Consider the following 17,442-nt stretch of genomic DNA (forward strand, 5'->3'; position numbering starts at 1 on the left):
AGTAGATGTACACTGATGTCATGACCGAGTCCTCCCTGCCCGAGCGGCAGCCCGTGCTGTACCTCAGCCACGGCGCGCCGCCGCTGGCGGACGACCCCCGCTGGACCCGCCAGCTGTCCGACTGGTCCGGCCGCTTCGGCAAGCCCACCAACATCCTCATGGTGTCGGCGCACTGGGAGGAGGCCCCGCTCGCCCTCAGCGCGACCTCCGGCGACGTCCCCCTCGTGTACGACTTCTGGGGCTTTCCCCAGAAGTACTACGACGTCACGTATGCCGCCCCGGGTGCGCCCGAGCTCGCGGACAGCATCACCAAGCTCGTGCAGTCGTCCGAGACCCCGGTCCACCGGGACGAGTCGCGCGGCCTGGACCACGGCGCCTACGTGCCGCTCGTCGAGATGTACCCCGAGGCGGACATCCCCGTCCTGCAGATGTCGATGCCGACACTGGACCCCAGGGCCCTGTTCGAGATCGGTCGCAAGCTCGCCCCGCTGCGCGACGAGGGCACGCTGATCGTGGGTTCGGGGTTCACCACCCACAACCTGCGCTGGTTCAACCCGTCGGCCGGCCCTGACGGCACTCCCCCGGCCGCCTCGAGCGAGTTCGACCACTGGGCCGCCGAGGCGCTCGAGCGCCAAGATGTCGACGGCATCCTCGACTTCGTCCACAAGGCCCCCGCTGCCCTCGAGGCCCACCCGCGCACCGAGCACTGGGCCCCCCTCTACGTGAGTCTCGGCGCGGCATACGAGTCCGGGTCGCTGGAGAACCAGAGCGTCATCGACGGGTTCTGGTTCGGCCTGAGCAAGCGTTCCTGGCAGTTCGCGTAGCCCCACCCTCCAAGCCCGCCCCACCCCGGCCCCGGCCCCGGCCCCGACGCCGCCCCGACGCCGCCCCGGCCTGGCTTTGGGTGCCCAGACGGTCGGAAATCCGACCATCTGGGCACCCAAAGCGCGGAAGAAAGAGAGAGGCAGCCGGTCAGGCGGCTCGACGGAGCGCCTGCCCGACCTGCGCCATGAAGAGGTCCTCCTCCAGGCGCAGCCCGATCAGGTCGATCGTCAGCACGATGTCGTCGCCGAGGGTGAGCGAGTTGCGACGGAGGTTGTCCAACGTGACGGCCAGCCCCTGCCGGTGCTGCGCCCCGTCGATCTCCACGACCACGCCGTGATCCTCCCAGGCCACGTCGAGGTAGAGGCGACCCCGAGGGCCACGACGGACCACCTGTCGACTGGGCACGGGCAACCCCCGCTCGCGGCACAGCCGCGCGAAGTCGAGCTCGCCCAGGGACTGCGCTCCGTCAGCCACGTCGCGCACGAGGCGTCGCACGAACCGGGTCCGGCCGTAGTGCGCGCCGGGGTGCCGAACGGGGCACAGCTGCTCGGCTCGGACGAGCCTCTGCTGCACCGCCATGCAGACGATGAGCGCGGCCTGCCGGTCACTGACCGCCCACTGCGCGGCGCGAATCGTCGCGACCTCGGATCGGACCCGCGGCAGACCCGCCCCGACCGCGTCCCGATCCAGGTCCAGGTCGCGTATGCGGTGCAGGACCACCCCGTCGACGGGTCGCGGCACCGCCGGGTGGGGGACGGCCACGTGCACCTCGTCGGACGTGAAGTTCTCCAGTCCGGCTGCGTGCAGCGCCGAGATCCCATCCAGCGCCGCGCCGTGACCCACCTCCCAGACGGCACGCCACCACCAGGCAGTGCGCGAGAGGCTCCCCGTGTGCACGGCCACCGTGGCGCGACCGTGCAGCCGCCACCGACCGGCCGCCACCTCACGCGCAACCGCGTGGCGGTCGACTCCGAGGTCGCGCAGGTCCGCTCGAGAGATGACGCCGTCCCTGTCGCTTGCGGCCAGCTGGACACTCCGTCGCCGTTCCCACAGCCGCTCCCCACCCATGACGGCAGGGTGGTCGACGTCCCGGCGAGCTCACGACGTCCGCGTCCACTCCTGTGGACCCCCCGGCGGCAGCGGAAGCCCTGTGGACGCCGCCCGCTGCCCGAGTTTGGGTGCCCAGGTGGTCGGAATCCCGACCGTCTGGGCACCCAAAGCGCGGAAGGGGTCGGTCGGGGGTCGGGGGTCGGCGGGCGGGACGGGTCCGAACTGGGGTCAGGGGATGACGACTGACTTGCCGCGAGCGTGGAACTCGCCCTGCACGCGCAGGGCCTCCGCGGCGTCGTCCAGCGACCAGCGCCGATCCATCTCCGGCTTCACCTTTCCCTGCGCCACCAGGTCGATCAGGAGCTCGAGGTCGGAACGGCTGCGGGACGCGACCTTGAACGCGGGCGCCGTGCGACCGCCGAACGCGAAGACGAACGGGACGCTCAGCATGCGCGGCAGGGGGTGCAGCCACGTGGACTTGGGCGAGGTCACCATGGCGTACGTTCCACCGTCCGCGACCAGCCGGCGGCTGTCGCGCAGGCTCAGCCTGCCGGCGTTGTCGAAGAAGAGGTCGAAGGTGTCCCCCACCGCCCGCAGGTCCTCGCAGGTGTAGTCGACGACCCGGTCGGCGCCCGCCCGTCGCGCCGCCTCGAGGTTGTGGGTGCTGCAGACCGCCGTCACGTGGGAGGCGCCGAGGGCCTTGGCCAGCTGGACGGCGAAGTTGCCGACACCCCCCGAGGCGCCGTTGACCAGCACCCGCTGTCCGGGCTGCAGGCCGCCCCAGTCGCGCAGCCCCTGGAGCGCCGTCTCCGCCGCGACCCCGATGGTGGCTGCCTGCTCTAGCTGGACCCCGGCCGGTACCGGCACGAGCCAGTCGGTCGGCGCGACCACGTACTCTGCATAGGCCCCGCCGGACACCTCGCCGAAGACCCGGTCCCCCGGTCGGAGCCGGGTGACGTCTGCGCCGACCGCCTCCACCACCCCCGCGACATCCGCACCGGGGACCTGCCGCTTGGGCCGGCGCAGCCCCAGCGTCGGTCGCGCGAACATCGGCAGGCCGGTGACGTAGTGCCAGTCCAGGGCGTTGACCGAGGCCGCCGCCACACGGACGAGCACATCGGTCGGGCCGACCGCGGGGACCGGCACGGTGCGCACCGCCACGACGTCCTCGGGTCGGCCGTAGCGCTCGTGGACGGCGGCTCGCATGGTCGTCGGCGTCGTGCCGGCTCCCTCGTCCCCGCCGGCCGGACGATGGTCCAGCGAGATGCTGCTGTCGATGTCGGTCATGGCCCTCTCCCGGTGCCTCAAGTCCAACTTACGGTGTAAATATGTACGCTGTAAGTTAGACCTACGCCGTAAGTCTGTCAACGGTTGCGGGCTACCCTTGGCTGGTGACCGACACCGCCCGGACCGCCGCAGCAACCCGCCCCCTCAGTCGTGGGCGGATCGGGGAGGCCGCCGTCGCCGTCGCGGACGCCGAGGGGATCGGGGCCGTCTCGATGCGACGCATCGGTCAGGAGCTGGGCGTCGAGGCGATGTCCCTGTACAACCACGTCGCCAACAAGGACGCCATGCTCGACGCGATGGTGGAGCTGGTGGCCGCCCAGCTCATCGCCGGGACGTCCTCGCTCGACGCGCCGGACCCCGCGACGGACTGGCGCGGGGCGCTGCGCGCGAGGGCGCTGGCTGCCCGGGAGGTGATGCTGCGGCACCGCTGGGCACCCGGGGTGCTGCAGACCCGGACGGCGATGAACCTCGACCTCGTCCGCTACTACGACGGCGTCGTGGGGGTGCTACGCGCGGGCGGGTTCAGCAACGACCTGGCACACCACTCGCTGCACGCGCTCGGCAGCCGGGTCGTCGGCTTCTCGCAGGAGCTCTTCGACCCCGGCGCGGCCGCCGACGACGCGTCCGAGGAGATGCTCGAGGCGATGGCAGAGCACGTGCCCCACCTCGTCGGCATGCTGGCGGAGGTCGCCCACGACGACCCGGCCTCCACCCTCGGGTGGTGCGACGACCAGTCCGAGTTCGAGTTCGGGCTCGATGTCCTGCTCGAGGGGCTCGAGCGCCGCCGGGCCTCTACCGTCGTCCCATGATCACTGCCCTGCACACCCTGGTCTACGCCGAGGACCCCGCGGCCGCGCGCGCCTTCTTCCGTGACGTCCTCCAGCTGCCCGGCGCCGACACCGGCGGCGGCTGGCTCATCTTCCGAACCGGCCCGAGCGAGCTCGGCGTCCACCCCTCCTCGTGGGAGCACGAAGGGCGCTCGGGTGGCACCGACCAGAGGTTCGACCTGTCGTTGATGTGCGACGACCTCGAGGCCACCATGACCGAGCTCGAGGGGCGCGGCGCCCGCTTCGAGGGCGATGTCGTCGATCAGGGATGGGGGCGGACCGTCCAGCTCGTGGTCCCCGGAGCCGGGACGATGGTGCTCTACCAGCCCAGCTACGACCCCCCGGCCCTCGGAGGCACCGAGCTCGACGCCATGTGGTGACCACCTGACAGGATGCCGACGTGCGCGAGCTTCCGGTCTGGGTGAGGTGGCTGCTCGTCGGCCGGTTCGTCAACGCGCTCGGCTCGATGGCCTGGGTGTTCGTCCCGCTCTACCTCGTCTCCGACCGCGGGCTCGACGAGGTGGCCGCCGGCTCGATCGCCGCCGTATGGGGCGTGGGCACGATCGCCGGCAACCTCGCCGGCGGGTCGATCGGCGACCGGTGGGGCCTGCGCCCGACGCTCGCCGTCGCGTCGCTCGCCTCCGCCCTCGGCTGTGTCGCCGTCCCGCTCACGCCGACCACCGGCCTCGCCGCGGTCCTGTTCGTCATGGGCGCCCTCGGTGGCATCGGGCGCCCGGTCTCCTTCGCGCTGGTCACCAGCGCGCTCCCGGCGCAGGACCGCCGCCAGGCCAGCGCCTGGATGCGGTCGGTCAACAACGCCGGCACCGTCCTCGGACCCCCGCTGGGCGGCCTGCTCGCCGTGCACCACTTCGGCGCGGTCTTCGTGATCGACGCGGTGGCCAGCCTGCTGATGCTCGCCGTGGTCCTCCTCGTGGTCCCCGCCTCCGCCCGGGCCACGGTCGCCGACGGCGCCCCACGCCGCGTCCTCGACGCGCTCCGGGCCGACCCGCGATTCGTCCTGCTGCTGCTCACCGTCGTGGCCGCCGACACGGCCTACCGGTTCGCGTACTCGGCCGTCCCGTGGCAGCTCGAGGCGCTCGGCGCGGCGCCCTGGGTGTACGGCAGCACCATCTCGCTCAACTGCGCCCTGATCGTGTTCCTCGAGCCGTGGCTGGCCCATCGCCTGCGGGCCCGACGACCCGAGCCGCTCATCGTCGCCGGCTTCGTCCTCGTCGGCGTCGGCTGGCTGGTCGTCGCCCCCTCCCCCGCCGTCGTGACCGTGCTCGCGGCCGTCGTCGTCGTCACGGCCGGGGAGATGCTCTACAAGCCGACCGCCACGGCGCACGCCGCGGACCGGGCCCCCGAGGGCATGCACGGCCGCTACCAGAGCCTCTACGGCGCCGCTTCGATCGGCGGCACGGTCGTCGCGCCACCCCTGGCCGGCGCGCTCTTCAGCTCCTCACCTCACCTGATGTGGGTCGTGGGAGGCCTCCTCGCCCTCGCCGCCGCGGCGGTCCTGGGGCTGACCCGGGCGAGGGACGACAAAGGGGTACGCCGCGTGGTGACCACGCGGCATACCCCTCGGTGACGGGAGGTGCGGGTCAGTGACCGCCGGAGCGGCGCCGGGGAGCCGGTCGCGTCGGGTCGTCGCCGACCTTCTCGACCTCGTCGGGGACGACGATCGGCTTGACCCGGGCCCAGCCGAGGAACAGGGCCGAGACGACGATCAGGACGATGCCCGTCCAGAGGTTGGCGTTGACGCCTCCGGTCTTGTCCAGGGCCTTGTCGGCGAACAGCCCTGCGAGCAGCAGGATCACGCCGTAGAGGCCGAGGAGGCTGCCGATGATGTTGCGGATGTCGAACGCGCCGGCGGTCTTCTTGGCCGGCTTCGTCGAGGTCGTGTTGTCGGACATGGCAGCGTCTCCTAGAAGGCGAAGTTGAGGACGAGGACCATGAGCAGCGCGATGCCGGCGAGTGGCATCGTGCGCTGGTACCACGGCTGGCTGGCCTCCTCGGGATCACGGAGGTCCTCCTTGGGCGTCTCGGAGTAGACGAGGCCCTTGAGCTCCGAGGCCGGCTTCGGCTCCGTCACCATCGTGACGAGCACGCTGACGACGATGTCGACGACGAACGCGGTCGAGGCGGCCACGAAGCTGGCGCCCTGCCCCGACAGCCCCAGCACGCCGAGGCTGGCGGAGCCGAACGCGTCCTCGGAGAGGAACGCCACGACCACCGCAGAGATGGTGCCGCTCGAGAGACCGACCCAGCCGGCCGTGGCCGTCATCCGCTTCCAGAACATGCCGAGGATGAAGGTCGCGAACAACGGTGCGTTGAAGAACCCGAACAGCGTCTGGAGGTAGTCCATGACGTTGCTGAAGCTCGACGCGATCGTCGCGGTGAAGATCGCGATGACGGTCGCCGCGACGGTCGCGAGGCGGCCGATGCGCAGATAGTAGTCGTCGCTGTGGTCCTTGCGGATGTAACGCTGCCACAGGTCGTAGCTGAAGACGGTGTTGAACGCGGAGATGTTCGCGGCCATGCCGGCCATGAACGCGGCCAGCAGACCCGCGATCGCCAGGCCCAGCAGGCCGTTCGGGAGGACGTCACGCATGAGCAGCAGCAGGGCGTCGTTGTACTTCACGCCCTCGCCGGACGCGCCACCCGCGGGGGTACCGCCACCCTTGAGGTCGATCATCTCCTTGACCAGGACGGCCGAGACCATGCCGGGGAGGATGACGATGAACGGGACGAACATCTTCGGGAAGGCGCCGATGATCGGCGTCTTGCGCGCCGCGGAGATCGACTTGGAGGCCATGGCGCGCTGCACCTCGACGAAGTTCGTCGTCCAGTAGCCGAACGACAGGACGAACCCGAGGCCGAACACGATGCCGATGACCGACAGGAACGACGAGCTGAACCCCGAGAGCGCCTGACCGGGCCAGGACTCGAGCTGCTGGGCCGCGGGAGCGACCTTCGCGGCAGCGGGAGCAGACTCCGCGAACGCGGCGATCTTGTCCTTGAGGCCGCCGTACCCACCCACGCGGTGCAGGCCGATCAGGGTCAGCGGCAGCAGCGAGGCCACGATGACGAAGAACTGCAGGACCTCGTTGTAGATCGCGGCCGAGAGCCCGCCGAGGGTGATGTAGGACAGCACGATCGCGGCGGCGACGATCAGCGCGACCCAGAGGGGCCAGCCGAGCAGCGCGTGGACGATCGAGCCGAGCAGGTAGAGGTTGACGCCGGCGATGAGCAGCTGGGCCACCGCGAAGCTGATCGCGTTGACCAGGTGGGCGCCGGTGCCGAACCGGCGGAACATGAACTCGGGGACCGAGCGCACCTTGGAGCCGTAGTAGAACGGCATCATCACGACGCCGAGGAACAACATCGCGGGGATGGCGCCGACCCAGAAGTAGTGGACCGTCGGCAGGCCGATCTCGGCGCCGTTGGCCGACATGCCCATGATCTCGACGGCACCGAGGTTGGCCGAGATGAAGGCGAGGCCGGTGACCCACGCGGGCAGCGAGCGTCCCGACAGGAAGAAGTCGATGGAGTCGGAGACCGACCGCCGGGCCATGAACCCGATGCCCAGGACGAACCCGAAGTAGATGACGACGAGCAGGTAGTCCAACCAGTTCGCGTCGATCAAGGTGGTCGCGGCGGGCACCGCGAGGGAGAGGTGAGACATCAGCGGCTCCTAGGTGACGACAAACCAGCGGATCAAACCTAGGCGTTGTGGGGCGAAAGGGCATCCGGGCCCCGCGCTCCTCCCCGCCGCTGCTCCTTGGCATGGCGCCGACCACGACGTCGCGGTGCAGCTTCGGGACAACCCACGCATCATGGATTGATGGAACACACCGTGCACCCACGCGCCGGATGGCTCAGGTCACCGGCACCCCTGCTCACGGCCCTCGCGGCCGTCCTCGGACTCCTCGTCGCCGCGGCCGCACCCGCCGGCGCCGCCAGGACGTCCCTCGTCCCCCTCCCCGACGGCCTGCGCCCGGAAGGCATCACCGCGGGTCCGGGCGACACCTACTACGTCGGGTCGCTCGCCGACGGCCGCATCGTCACCGGCGACCTGAGCCGCCGGACGAGCCGCGTGCTGCTCCCCGGAGCGGAGGGCCGCCAGATCCGTGGCCTCGACCGCGACGACCGCACCGGGCTGGTCTGGGCAGCCGGCAACGTCGGCAGCGTCGCACACGTCTGGGCCGTCGACAGTCGTACGGGTCGGGTCGCCTCGGACACCGTCGTCCCCGGCGGCGTCTTCCTCAACGACCTGGTCGTGACCCGCGACGCGGTCTGGGTCACCGACTCCAGGGTCGACCGGCTCACGGTCATCGCCCTCGGACGACACGCGCAGCCGACCGGGGCCGCAGCGGCCTTCCTCCCACTGCGTGGTGCCTGGCCCGCCGGCGACGGGGTGGCCAACAACGCCAACGGCATCCGCCAGCTGTCGGATGGTTCGGCGGTCCTCAACAACAGCCGGGTCGGCGGGCTCTGGCGGGTCGACCCGCGCACCGGCGTGACGACGTCGATCCCGGTCCGCGGCGGCCCTGCCATCACCGGCGGGGACGGCCTCGAGCTGTCGGGGCGGACCCTCTACAACGTCAGGGGCACCGGTCAGGCCGAGGTGTCGGTCGTGCGACTCGAGCAGAGTCGCCACGGATGGTCGGCGAGGTACCAGCGCACCCTCACCGACGCCAGCCTCGACGTCCCGTCCACCGCGGTCCTCGTCGGCGGCACCCTGTGGGCGGTCAACGCCCGCTTCGGTGTCGCGAACCCGGACACCGCTCCCTACTGGATCACCCCGCTGCGGGCCCACCGGGGCTGACCTCCTGCCGGTCCCCCGGGGTGCCAGGAGCACGGCCTGCGCTGCTCCTGGCACCCCGGGCGTCAGGTCCAGTGATCAGGCCGTGCCAGCTCGCAGGGCAGACGGGTCGCTCCGTCCCCGCGTGCAGAAGCCACCTGCGGGCCGGTGACGAAGAGCGAGCCGGACAGGTCCGCCCCGTCCAGCCGCGCACCGCGCAGGTCCGCCCCCAGCAGGTCCGTCCGTCCGAGGTCGACCCCGCGAAGGTCGGCACCCAGCAGGAGGGCACCACGCAGGCTGGCTCGCCGCAGGTCGCGCATCCTCTGGTCGCTGCCCACCAGGTCGGCGCGCGACAGGTCGGGGCCCGGGCCACCACCACCTGACCGCGAGGCCAGGCTCACCGTGGCCAGCAGGGCCCCGACCGCTGCGCCGACGCGGGCCAGATCGACCTCCTGCAGGGCGACCGGTGTTCCGGCGGCGTGCGCCTCGACCTCGGCGTCCAGGGCGGACACCTCGACGGCGAGGTCGGTGCCGGCCACCAGCCGCGCCGCCTCACCGAGGTGGCGCCGGAGCTCGTGCAGCTCGCGCACCACCGGGAACACCGCATACATCTGCGCGGCGGTCCCGGGTGACGTGCGCCAGTCCACTCCGCCGAACGTCACCTGCGAGACCCGCTGGCCGGCTCCGAAGCAGTCGTATGCCGTGCAGCCGGCGAAGCCGCGCGGGCGCAGCTCGGTGTGGATGCCGCACCGGAAGTCCTGGGCCAGGTTGGGGCAGGGCGTCGCGGCAGGCTTGTCGATGGCGAAGTCGGCCGACGCCGCGAAGGACGGTACGACGCAACACAACCCGAAGCACCGCGAGCAGTCCGCAGCGAGCTCGACCTCAGCCACGCGCCGGCGTCAGCTCGGGGGCGGGGGCGTCCCCGGAGTCCACGTCGACGGCCGCGCCGCTGAACTGCGCGGCGTACAGCTCGGCGTAGGCGCCGTCGCGAGCGAGCAGCTCGGCGTGCGAACCCTGCTCGACGATCTGGCCGTCACGCATCACGAGGATGACGTCGGCGTCGCGGATCGTCGACAGCCGGTGGGCGATGACGAAGCTCGTGCGGTCGTGCCGCAGCGCTGACATCGCCTGCTGCACCAGCAGCTCGGTGCGGGTGTCGACCGAGCTCGTCGCCTCGTCGAGGATGAGCAGGGCCGGGTCGGACAGGAACGCCCGTGCGATCGTCAGCAGCTGCTTCTCCCCGGCGCTGATGTTGCCGCCCTCGGCGTCCAGGACGGTGTCGTACCCGTCGGGCAGGGAGTGCACGAACCGGTCGACGTAGGTGGCCTTCGCGGCAGCCAGAACCTCCTCCTCGGAGGACCCGGGCTTGCCGTAGGCGATGTTGTCGCGGATCGTGCCGCCGAAGAGCCACGTGTCCTGCAGCACCATGCCGATCTCGCTGCGCAGGTTGTGCCGCGTCAGGGCCGTGATGTCGACGCCGTCGAGCGTGATGCGCCCGGCATCCAGCTCGTAGAACCGCATCACGAGGTTGACCAGCGTGGTCTTGCCCGCACCGGTGGGCCCGACGATCGCGACCGTCTGGCCGGGCTCGACGACGAGGTCGAGGTGCTCGATGAGCGGGTTCGCCGGGTCGTAGGAGAACGAGACGTCCTCGAACTCCACCCGACCGCGCGGCTCGTCCAGGACCGTCGCGCCGACCGCGTCGGGCCGCTGCTCGGTGGCGTCGAGCACCTCGAAGACGCGCTCGGCCGAGGCCACCCCGGACTGCAGGAGGTTGGCCATGGAGGCGACCTGGGTGAGGGGCTGGGTGAACTGGCGCGAGTACTGGATGAAGGCCTGCACGTCACCGAGGGTCATCGAGCCGCTCGCGACCCGCAGCCCGCCGACCACGGCGATGACGACGTAGTTGAGGTTCCCGATGAACATCATCGTCGGCATGATGATGCCGCTGACGAACTGCGCACCGAACCCCGCGGCATACAGGTCGTCGTTCTTGGCGCGGAACGACGACCGCACCTCGTCCTGGCGACCGAACACCTTGACCAGCTCGTGGCCGGTGAAGGACTCCTCGACGACCGAGTTGAGCTCACCGGTGCTCTTCCACTGCTGCACGAAGTGCTTCTGCGAGCGCTTGCCGATGGCGGCGGTGACCGCCATCGACACGGGGATCGTGACGAGGGCGATCAGTGCGAGCAGCGGCGAGATGTAGAGCATCATCGCTATCATCGCGACGACGGTGAGCAGGGACGTCAGCAGCTGGCTGAGCGTCTGCTGCAGGCTCTGGGCGACGTTGTCGATGTCGTTGGTGACCCGGCTGAGCAGCTCACCTCGCGGCTGGCCGTCGAAGTACTGCAACGGAAGCCGGTTGAGCTTGTCCTCGACGTCGCGGCGCAGACCGAAGATCGTGCGGTTCACCGCCCCGGTGAGCAGCCAGCCCTGTGCCCAGGAGAGCAGGCTGGCGACGAGGTAGATGCCCAGCACCAGGAGCAGCACGTCACCCACCGCGCCGAAGTCGATGCCCTGTCCCGGGACGAGGTACGGCATCCCGCCGACGAGGTCGGCGAGCTTGCCCTCGCCCCGGGCGCGGAGCGCCTCGACGAGCTGCGCCTTGTCGGTCCCGACCGGGAACCGTGCGCCCACCACCCCCGCGAAGATGTGGTCGGTCGCGCGGCCGAGGATCTTCGGGCCGATGGCCGACAGGCCCACGCTCGCGACGGCGAGCGCCAGCACGGCATACAGGGGCGTGCGCTCGGGCTGGAGCAGGCCGAGGAGGCGCTTCGCGGAGGGGACGAAGTTCTGCGACTTCTCCGCCGGCACACCGGCACCCATCATGGGTCCGTGCCGCTGGCCGGCTCGCGCACCCGGCCCGCGACGGGCCTCTGCCGCCTTCTCCTCGGCGGTCTTCACACCTTCGCTCATGCTGCTGCCTCCGCGCTCTGCTGGGACTCGACGATCTCGACGTACGTCGGGCACGTCACGAGCAGGTCGTCGTGGGTCCCCGCCCCGACGACGAGCCCGTCGTCGAGGACGACGATGTGGTCGGCGTCGACGATGGTCGACACCCGTTGGGCCACCACGACGACGGCGGCGTGCCGCGTGACCGGCTTGAGCGCCGACCGCAGCCTGGCGTCCGTGGACAGGTCCAGGGCCGAGAAGCTGTCGTCGAAGAGGAAGATCTCCGGCTTGGCCACGAGGGCACGCGCGATCGCGAGCCGTTGACGCTGGCCACCGGAGACGTTGGTGCCACCCTGCACGATGGGCGAGTCCAGCCCCTGCGGCATGGCGCGGACGAAGTCCTCCGCCTGGGCGATGCGCAGCGCCTCCCAGAGCTCGTCGTCGGTCGCGTCGGCGTCGCCGTACCTCAGGTTGCTCGCGACGGTGCCGGTGAAGAGGTAGGGCTTCTGCGGGACCAGCCCGATCCGCGCCCACACGTCCTCGAGCGCAGCGTCCCGGACGTCGACGCCCCCGATGAGGACCTGACCACCCGTGACGTCGTACAGGCGCGGGACCAGCGACAGCAGCGTGGACTTGCCCGCACCGGTGCTGCCGATGATCGCGGTCGTCCTGCCCGGCTCGGCCCTGAGTGAAACCCCTTGCAGGACCGGGACATCGGCGCCGGGGTAGGCGAAGGTCACGTCGTGCAGCTCGATGCCGGCACCGACCCGTGGGATGGTGACGGGGTCGGCGGGGGGCACCACGGTCGAGTCGGTGTCCAGCACCTCGGCGATGCGCCCGGCCGACACGGTGGCACGGGGGATCATCATCGACATGAAGGTCGCCATCATCACCGACATGAGGATCTGCATGAGGTAGCTCATGAAGGCGGTCATCTCGCCGATCTGCATCTGCCCGCTGGCCACGCGGTGCGAGCCGAACCACAGCACCGCCACCGTCGAGGCGTTGAAGATCAGCATGACGATGGGGAAGACCATGGCCATGAGCCGCCCGACCGCCAGGGCCGTGCCGGTGTACTGCGTGTTGGCCTCGGCGAACCGGGCCCGCTCGTGGTCCTCGCGGACGAAGGCTCGCACCACGCGGATGCCCGTGATCTGCTCGCGCAGCACCCGGTTCACCCAGTCGACCGACTCCTGCATGGTCCGGAACTGCGGGATCATGCGGCGGATCACGAGGGCGACCGACAGCGCCAGCAGCGGGACGGACACGGCCAGCAGCCACGAGAGACCGACGTCCTCGCGCAGGGCCATGATGACGCCGCCGACCATCATGATGGGCGCCGAGACCATCATCGCCGCGCCCATGAAGACGACCTGCTGCACCTGGGTGACGTCGTTGGTGGTGCGGGAGATGAGGGTGGGCGCGCCGAAGCGCGAGACCTCCTGGGCGGAGAAGTCACCGACCCGGGCGAAGACTTGGGCGCGCAGGTCACGGCCGAGGCCCGCGGCGGAACGCGCGCCGAGGTAGGTCGCCCACACGGTCGCGGCGATCTGGGCCAGCGACACGGCCAGCATCCAGCCACCCGTGCGCAGGATGAACCCGGTGTCGCCCTGGGCCACCCCCTCGTCGATGATGCGGCCGTTGAGGCTGGGCAGGTACAGCGAGGCGATGGTGCCGACGAGCTGCAGCCCGACGAGCACGGTGACCAGCCCCTGGTAGGGCCGCAGGTAGTCGCGGACGATCCGGACGAGCATCAGTTCCCCCCTCCCTCGGGACGCCGCAGGGCGCCCTCGAGGATGACGTCGACGAGCTCCTGCGGTGAGGAGCCCTGGTGGTGGAGCATCGGGTGCACGCTCGAGAGCGTCAGCATCCGCAGGTAGTTGACGAGCTCGCGCGCCGGCAGGCGCAGCTGGTCCGTGTCCGCCCCGATCAGCGCGACGAACGCGTCGTCGACAGCGGTGTTGGCCCGCTCTCGCCGGGGGTCCTGGCCCTTGTGGGGCGGGCGCATCGGCTTGCCGCCGGCCTGCAGGACGGTCATGAGGGAGAAGATCCCGCGCAGGTAGTCCTGCATCGTCGCCACCGCGGCCGCCAGGCGCTCGCGCAGGGGGAGGGTGTCGTCGATCTCGAGCAGCCGCAGGACCAGCGACTCGGTCTGGAACGCGTCGTGGACGCAGGCGTCGACGAGCTCGTCCTTCGACTCGAAGACCCGGAAGATCGTGCCCTCCGCCACCCCCGCCGCCTTGGCGATCTCCCGGGTGCTGACGGTCCGGCCCTTGTCGCGCAGCAGCGGCACCGTCGACGCGATGATCGCGGCGCGGCGCTCGTCGGGGGCCATGGCGGGGGCTCGGGGAGTCACCCGATCAGAGTAAGTGAGTGAGCACTCACTCACAACACCTTTCCTGACCTGCGGAAATGGAGGAGATGAGGTGCGCGACCGGGGCGGGCGCTCACTTCGTCGGGGCGCCCCGGACCTGCTCGGCCACCGAAGCGGCCGCGTCCCGGGGCGACGACCGCGCCGTGTCGACCTCGAGGTCGTAGTCGATCCCCTCGTGGACTGCGAGCGCCTGCGCCCGCGCCATCCCGACGACCCGGTCGCCGCGCGCCTGCTCCCTCGCCTCGGCCACCTCGGGGTCGCACCGGACCCCGACCCAGAGCACGTCCAGCCCCTCGAGCGCACCGCGCCAACGGTCCTGGGCGGCCGGTCCGGACAGGAACCCGTCCTCGACGACGACCGGGACCTCGCGGGCGATGGTCGCGACCCCACCCATCCACGCGTGCTCCACGTGCCGCCACTCCGGTCCGGTCCCGACCGTGCCGTCCGGACGCAGCACCAGGCCGCCCTCGACCCGGTCGAAGCCGGGCGGCAAGGCGTCGATCAGCGTGTCGACGGACAGGCGCAGCCAGGTGCCGGGCAACAGGTCGACCAGGGCGGCGGAGAGCGCGGACTTCCCCGAGCTCGACCCGCCGTTGAGCACGATGACGTGGGGACCCGACCTCACGTCAGCAGACCGTCGGCCACCAGCTCCCGGAGCAGGGCGACGAGGTCGGGCCGCAGGACGTCCTCGTCGACCTCGAGCAGCTGGGCGATGGCGGCGATCGCGGCGCGGGCGGGCAGCGTGCCGTCGCAGACGCTGAGCAGCGCCGCCCCCGCGGTGTCGAGGCGGACGGAGCGTCGCAGTCCGCCACCCTGCCGCAGGAGGATGACGCTGGGGTCCGGGTCACCCGGGCGCGAGTGCCGCTCCTCGGTGACGTCGGCGGCTGCCGTCCAGGCGACGGAGAGCAGCTCGTCGTCACCGTGCTCGGCCAACCAGGTGCGGGCGCGGATGCCCGCCAGGACGTGGGGCCCCATCGGTTGGGCGACGGGCCCTCCGACCTCGTCCAGGTGCACGAACGGGTCCCGGTCGCCGAGCGGTCGCTGCAGCGTGACGACCCCGAACCCCACGGCCGTCACGTCGCGGGACGCGAAGTCGTCCAGCCACGCGGCATACATCGTCGCGAACTCGACCGTGGCGCTGTGGTGGCCGCCGTCGCGCGCCCAGGTCTCGGCGTACTCGGCGGGGTCCTGCACGTCACGCTGGACGATCCAGGCGTCGAGCCCGGTGCCCTCGACCCAGCCGCGCACCCGGTCACGCCAGTCGGTGTCGCCGACGACCTCCCAGTTGCCGAGGAACTGGGCGATGCCGCCGGGGACCAGGTGGTCACCGATGGAGCGCACGAGCCCCGCGACGATGGCATCCCCCGAGGCACCCCCGTCGCGGTACTCGAAGAGCGGGACGTCCGGGGTTCGGGGCGTGATGACGAACGGCGGGTTGCTGACGATGAGCTCGAACTGCCGACCCGCAACGGGATCCAGCATCGAACCGCCCACGACCTCCCAGCTGACGTCGTTGAGGGCAGCATTGAAGCGGGCGTAGTCGAGGGCACGCTCGGACAGGTCGGTCACGGTCACGTGTCCGGCGTGGGCCCCGAGGTGGAGGGCCTGGACGCCGCACCCGGTGCCGATGTCGAGCGCCCGACCGACCACGGGACGCGGGGTCCAGGACGCCAGGGTCGTCGAGGCACCGCCGATGCCGAGCACGTGGTCCTCGTGCAACGGCTCGCGCGTCGCGATCTCGGCGAGGTCGGAGGCCACCCACCAGGCGTGGTCCTCGTCGCCGTAGGGGCGCAGGTCGCACGTCGCGACGACGCCGGGGCCCTGCTCGCGCACCAGGCCCAGGGACTGGGCCCCCTGCAGGCCCAGCGTCGGGAGCGCCGCGGCGACGTCGTCGGTGTCGACCGCGTCGCCGAGCCCGAACAGCCGCACGAGGGTGGCGAGCGGCGTGCCCGCATCGGCGGTGACCCGCTGCGCGGGCAGCACCTGCTCACGGGCGAGGGCTGCCCCGGCGAGCGGGCCGAGGAGGTCGGACACCCCTTCGACCGTGTATGTCGCGGCGGCCAGGTCGGTGCGCAGCGCGGCGACGAGTGCGGGGTCGGTGGCCGTGGGTGGCGGGGTCGAGGCCATCAGCCGTCGAGCAGGCCGCCGAGGTTGAACCCTCCCCCGCTGCCTCCACCCTGGGCCGGCGGCGGCGTCCACTCGCTCGGCTGCACGATGACGAAGCCGGGGCCGTGGAACGCGTACTGGAAGGCCTCGCCGGAGCCACCACGGAGCATCGAGCGCACGTTCATGCTCGAGACGACCTGCGGCACGAGGTTCGCCGACCAGCCGACGCAGGCCTGGACGTCGACGTAGGTCGGCTGGGTACCGCAGTCGAGGACGACCGGCTGACCGACCGTGTGGATCGCTGCAGTGCCGGTGCCGTGCAGGGTCGTGTTGAAGAGCCCACCACTGAGCATCCCGGCGCCCTGGACCCGCTTGATGTCCCACTCGATGCTCGAGTCGAACGCGAGCAGGTTCCGGGCGTTGAGGCTGATGCCGTCGCCGGTCAGCTCGACGAGGAAGACGAACCCGGCCTCGGACGCGAAGAACACGTCCCCCTCGCCGGAGACCCGCATCAGCGAGACGTCCTCGCCCGTGACGACCTTCTTGAACAGCTTGCCGACGCTGCCGGCCTTCTCGTGGTCGAAGCGGATGCTGCCCTGGTAGGACACCATGGCGCCCTTGACGGCGAGCACGTCGCCGCCGAGGTGGACGCGCAGCATCTGCGGGTTCTGGAGGGCGAAGCGCTGCTGCGCCTGGACCTCGAGGTTCGCCTGCTCGAACAGTGGACTCTGCATGCGGCAAGCCTAGGCCGAAGGCACCCCGGTGGGGAGGCGGTAGGTGAACCACTCGGACCGGTCGCCGCCGAGGCTGTCGTAGAGCCGCTGCGCCCTGGCGTTGTCAGGAGCGGTCTGCCACTGGAGCCAGCGGCACCCGCGGTCCGCGGCCAGGCCGCGGCAGGCCTCGAGCAGGGCCCGCCCGGCGCCGTGCGAGCGGGACTCAGCGTGGACGAACAGGTCCTCCATCACGGCGAGCGGCAGGCCCAGCGTGGTGTCCCAGCTCCACAGGACGGTCGCGTGGCCTGCCGCGTGCCCCTGCGCGTCACGAGCGATCAGCTGCGTGCCCCCGCCGCCGGCGAGGAAGGCCCGGGCCATGGCCTCCAGGTCGTCCACCGACGGGTCCTCGCGGTAGAAGCGGGCGTAGGACAGCATCGACGGCACGAGGTCCTCGAGGTCCTGCTCGGTGACGGTGGCGACGGTGACTTCGGCGGGAGGGGCCATGGGCGGAATCTACGCGGGCGCCATACCGGGTGGACGGCGAACGGCCGGCCCCACCGT

17 protein-coding genes are annotated in these 17,442 nt (G+C 71.4%); 5 read left to right on the top strand and 12 right to left on the bottom strand.

All coding sequences use genetic code 11. The annotated features are described in order from the left end of the window. The first annotated feature begins 20 nt into the window (after nucleotides 1-20). Nucleotides 21-824 (top strand): dioxygenase, encoded by an 804-nt coding sequence (locus ASD62_RS09240; RefSeq protein WP_056915707.1) that lies wholly within the window; start codon nucleotides 21-23, stop codon nucleotides 822-824. 148 nt (nucleotides 825-972) lie between these two features. Here the strand turns inward: ASD62_RS09240 and ASD62_RS09245 are convergent, their stop codons facing one another. Then, complete coding sequence (locus tag ASD62_RS09245; RefSeq protein ID WP_056915708.1) at nucleotides 973-1,893, bottom strand: hypothetical protein; 921 nt, start codon at nucleotides 1,891-1,893, stop codon at nucleotides 973-975. A 210-nt stretch (nucleotides 1,894-2,103) separates the two neighbouring features. Continuing rightward, the gene (locus tag ASD62_RS09250) at nucleotides 2,104-3,162 is read right to left on the bottom strand and encodes an NAD(P)-dependent alcohol dehydrogenase (protein ID WP_082580660.1); all 1,059 of its coding nucleotides are present in this window, start codon (nucleotides 3,160-3,162) and stop codon (nucleotides 2,104-2,106) included. A gap of 104 nt (nucleotides 3,163-3,266) precedes the next feature. Here ASD62_RS09250 and ASD62_RS09255 point away from each other — a divergent pair, with 104 nt between their 5' ends. From ASD62_RS09255 to ASD62_RS09265, 3 genes are read left to right on the top strand one after another with little or no spacing between them, the layout of a single operon-like run. After that, nucleotides 3,267-3,971 carry a TetR/AcrR family transcriptional regulator C-terminal domain-containing protein gene (locus tag ASD62_RS09255; protein ID WP_056915709.1) on the top strand — a complete coding sequence of 235 codons (705 nt, stop codon included), beginning with the start codon at nucleotides 3,267-3,269 and terminating at the stop codon, nucleotides 3,969-3,971. Continuing rightward, nucleotides 3,968-4,369, top strand: coding sequence for a VOC family protein (locus tag ASD62_RS09260; RefSeq protein ID WP_056915710.1), 402 nt, complete (start codon nucleotides 3,968-3,970; stop codon nucleotides 4,367-4,369). The genes ASD62_RS09255 and ASD62_RS09260 overlap by 4 nt, the downstream gene beginning before the upstream one ends. 20 nt (nucleotides 4,370-4,389) lie before the next feature. Continuing rightward, on the top strand, nucleotides 4,390-5,577 hold the full coding sequence (locus tag ASD62_RS09265; protein WP_056915711.1) for an MFS transporter: 1,188 nt from the start codon (nucleotides 4,390-4,392) through the stop codon (nucleotides 5,575-5,577). 13 nt (nucleotides 5,578-5,590) lie between these two features. Here ASD62_RS09265 and ASD62_RS09270 read toward each other — a convergent pair whose 3' ends face one another. After that, on the bottom strand, nucleotides 5,591-5,902 hold the full coding sequence (locus tag ASD62_RS09270) for a hypothetical protein (RefSeq protein WP_056915712.1): 312 nt from the start codon (nucleotides 5,900-5,902) through the stop codon (nucleotides 5,591-5,593). Between the two features lie 11 nt (nucleotides 5,903-5,913). Then, entirely contained in the window at nucleotides 5,914-7,674 is a 1,761-nt protein-coding gene (locus ASD62_RS09275) for a sodium:solute symporter family protein (protein ID WP_056915713.1), read from the bottom strand. Between the two features lie 159 nt (nucleotides 7,675-7,833). On the opposite strand from ASD62_RS09275, the gene ASD62_RS09280 reads away from it, so the two are divergent. After that, entirely contained in the window at nucleotides 7,834-8,817 is a 984-nt protein-coding gene (locus ASD62_RS09280) for a hypothetical protein (protein WP_056915714.1), read from the top strand. Between the two features lie 62 nt (nucleotides 8,818-8,879). On the opposite strand, the gene ASD62_RS09285 is transcribed toward ASD62_RS09280, so the two are convergent. From ASD62_RS09285 to ASD62_RS09320, 8 genes are all read right to left on the bottom strand, one after another. Further along, nucleotides 8,880-9,683, bottom strand: coding sequence for a pentapeptide repeat-containing protein (locus tag ASD62_RS09285; protein ID WP_056915715.1), 804 nt, complete (start codon nucleotides 9,681-9,683; stop codon nucleotides 8,880-8,882). Continuing rightward, complete coding sequence (locus ASD62_RS09290) at nucleotides 9,676-11,712, bottom strand: ABC transporter ATP-binding protein (RefSeq protein ID WP_056915716.1); 2,037 nt, start codon at nucleotides 11,710-11,712, stop codon at nucleotides 9,676-9,678. The genes ASD62_RS09285 and ASD62_RS09290 overlap by 8 nt, the downstream gene beginning before the upstream one ends. After that, nucleotides 11,709-13,442, bottom strand: a complete 1,734-nt coding sequence (locus ASD62_RS09295) for an ABC transporter ATP-binding protein (RefSeq protein ID WP_056915717.1) — start codon at nucleotides 13,440-13,442, stop codon at nucleotides 11,709-11,711. The genes ASD62_RS09290 and ASD62_RS09295 overlap by 4 nt, the downstream gene beginning before the upstream one ends. Continuing rightward, nucleotides 13,442-14,044: a TetR/AcrR family transcriptional regulator gene (locus tag ASD62_RS09300; protein WP_157581418.1), complete on the bottom strand. Its 603-nt coding sequence runs from the start codon at nucleotides 14,042-14,044 to the stop codon at nucleotides 13,442-13,444. The genes ASD62_RS09295 and ASD62_RS09300 overlap by 1 nt, the downstream gene beginning before the upstream one ends. Nucleotides 14,045-14,135: 91 nt before the next feature. Further along, on the bottom strand, nucleotides 14,136-14,687 hold the full coding sequence (locus ASD62_RS09305) for a chloramphenicol phosphotransferase CPT family protein (protein ID WP_056915719.1): 552 nt from the start codon (nucleotides 14,685-14,687) through the stop codon (nucleotides 14,136-14,138). Further along, entirely contained in the window at nucleotides 14,684-16,189 is a 1,506-nt protein-coding gene (locus ASD62_RS09310) for a PqqD family peptide modification chaperone (RefSeq protein ID WP_056915720.1), read from the bottom strand. The genes ASD62_RS09305 and ASD62_RS09310 overlap by 4 nt, the downstream gene beginning before the upstream one ends. Further along, nucleotides 16,189-16,902 (bottom strand): AIM24 family protein, encoded by a 714-nt coding sequence (locus ASD62_RS09315; RefSeq protein ID WP_056915721.1) that lies wholly within the window; start codon nucleotides 16,900-16,902, stop codon nucleotides 16,189-16,191. The genes ASD62_RS09310 and ASD62_RS09315 overlap by 1 nt, the downstream gene beginning before the upstream one ends. Before the next feature lie 9 nt (nucleotides 16,903-16,911). Next, nucleotides 16,912-17,385: a GNAT family N-acetyltransferase gene (locus ASD62_RS09320; RefSeq protein WP_056915722.1), complete on the bottom strand. Its 474-nt coding sequence runs from the start codon at nucleotides 17,383-17,385 to the stop codon at nucleotides 16,912-16,914. Between the last annotated feature and the right edge of the window lie 57 nt (nucleotides 17,386-17,442).

The sequence above is a fragment of the Phycicoccus sp. Root563 genome (assembly GCF_001427915.1).
Taxonomy (GTDB): Bacteria; Actinomycetota; Actinomycetes; order Actinomycetales; family Dermatophilaceae; genus Pedococcus.

Excerpts from the sequence above, each read along its gene's own strand:
- ASD62_RS09240 (WP_056915707.1), top strand. The coding sequence starts at position 21 with ATGACCGAGTCCTCCCTGCCCGAGCGGCAGCCCGTGCTGTACCTCAGC.
- ASD62_RS09245 (WP_056915708.1), bottom strand. The coding sequence starts at position 1,893 with ATGGGTGGGGAGCGGCTGTGGGAACGGCGACGGAGTGTCCAGCTGGCC.
- ASD62_RS09250 (WP_082580660.1), bottom strand. The coding sequence starts at position 3,162 with ATGACCGACATCGACAGCAGCATCTCGCTGGACCATCGTCCGGCCGGC.
- ASD62_RS09260 (WP_056915710.1), top strand. The coding sequence starts at position 3,968 with ATGATCACTGCCCTGCACACCCTGGTCTACGCCGAGGACCCCGCGGCC.
- ASD62_RS09270 (WP_056915712.1), bottom strand. The coding sequence starts at position 5,902 with ATGTCCGACAACACGACCTCGACGAAGCCGGCCAAGAAGACCGCCGGC.
- ASD62_RS09275 (WP_056915713.1), bottom strand. The coding sequence starts at position 7,674 with ATGTCTCACCTCTCCCTCGCGGTGCCCGCCGCGACCACCTTGATCGAC.
- ASD62_RS09280 (WP_056915714.1), top strand. The coding sequence starts at position 7,834 with ATGGAACACACCGTGCACCCACGCGCCGGATGGCTCAGGTCACCGGCA.
- ASD62_RS09290 (WP_056915716.1), bottom strand. The coding sequence starts at position 11,712 with ATGAGCGAAGGTGTGAAGACCGCCGAGGAGAAGGCGGCAGAGGCCCGT.
- ASD62_RS09295 (WP_056915717.1), bottom strand. The coding sequence starts at position 13,442 with ATGCTCGTCCGGATCGTCCGCGACTACCTGCGGCCCTACCAGGGGCTG.
- ASD62_RS09310 (WP_056915720.1), bottom strand. The coding sequence starts at position 16,189 with ATGGCCTCGACCCCGCCACCCACGGCCACCGACCCCGCACTCGTCGCC.
- ASD62_RS09315 (WP_056915721.1), bottom strand. The coding sequence starts at position 16,902 with ATGCAGAGTCCACTGTTCGAGCAGGCGAACCTCGAGGTCCAGGCGCAG.
- ASD62_RS09320 (WP_056915722.1), bottom strand. The coding sequence starts at position 17,385 with ATGGCCCCTCCCGCCGAAGTCACCGTCGCCACCGTCACCGAGCAGGAC.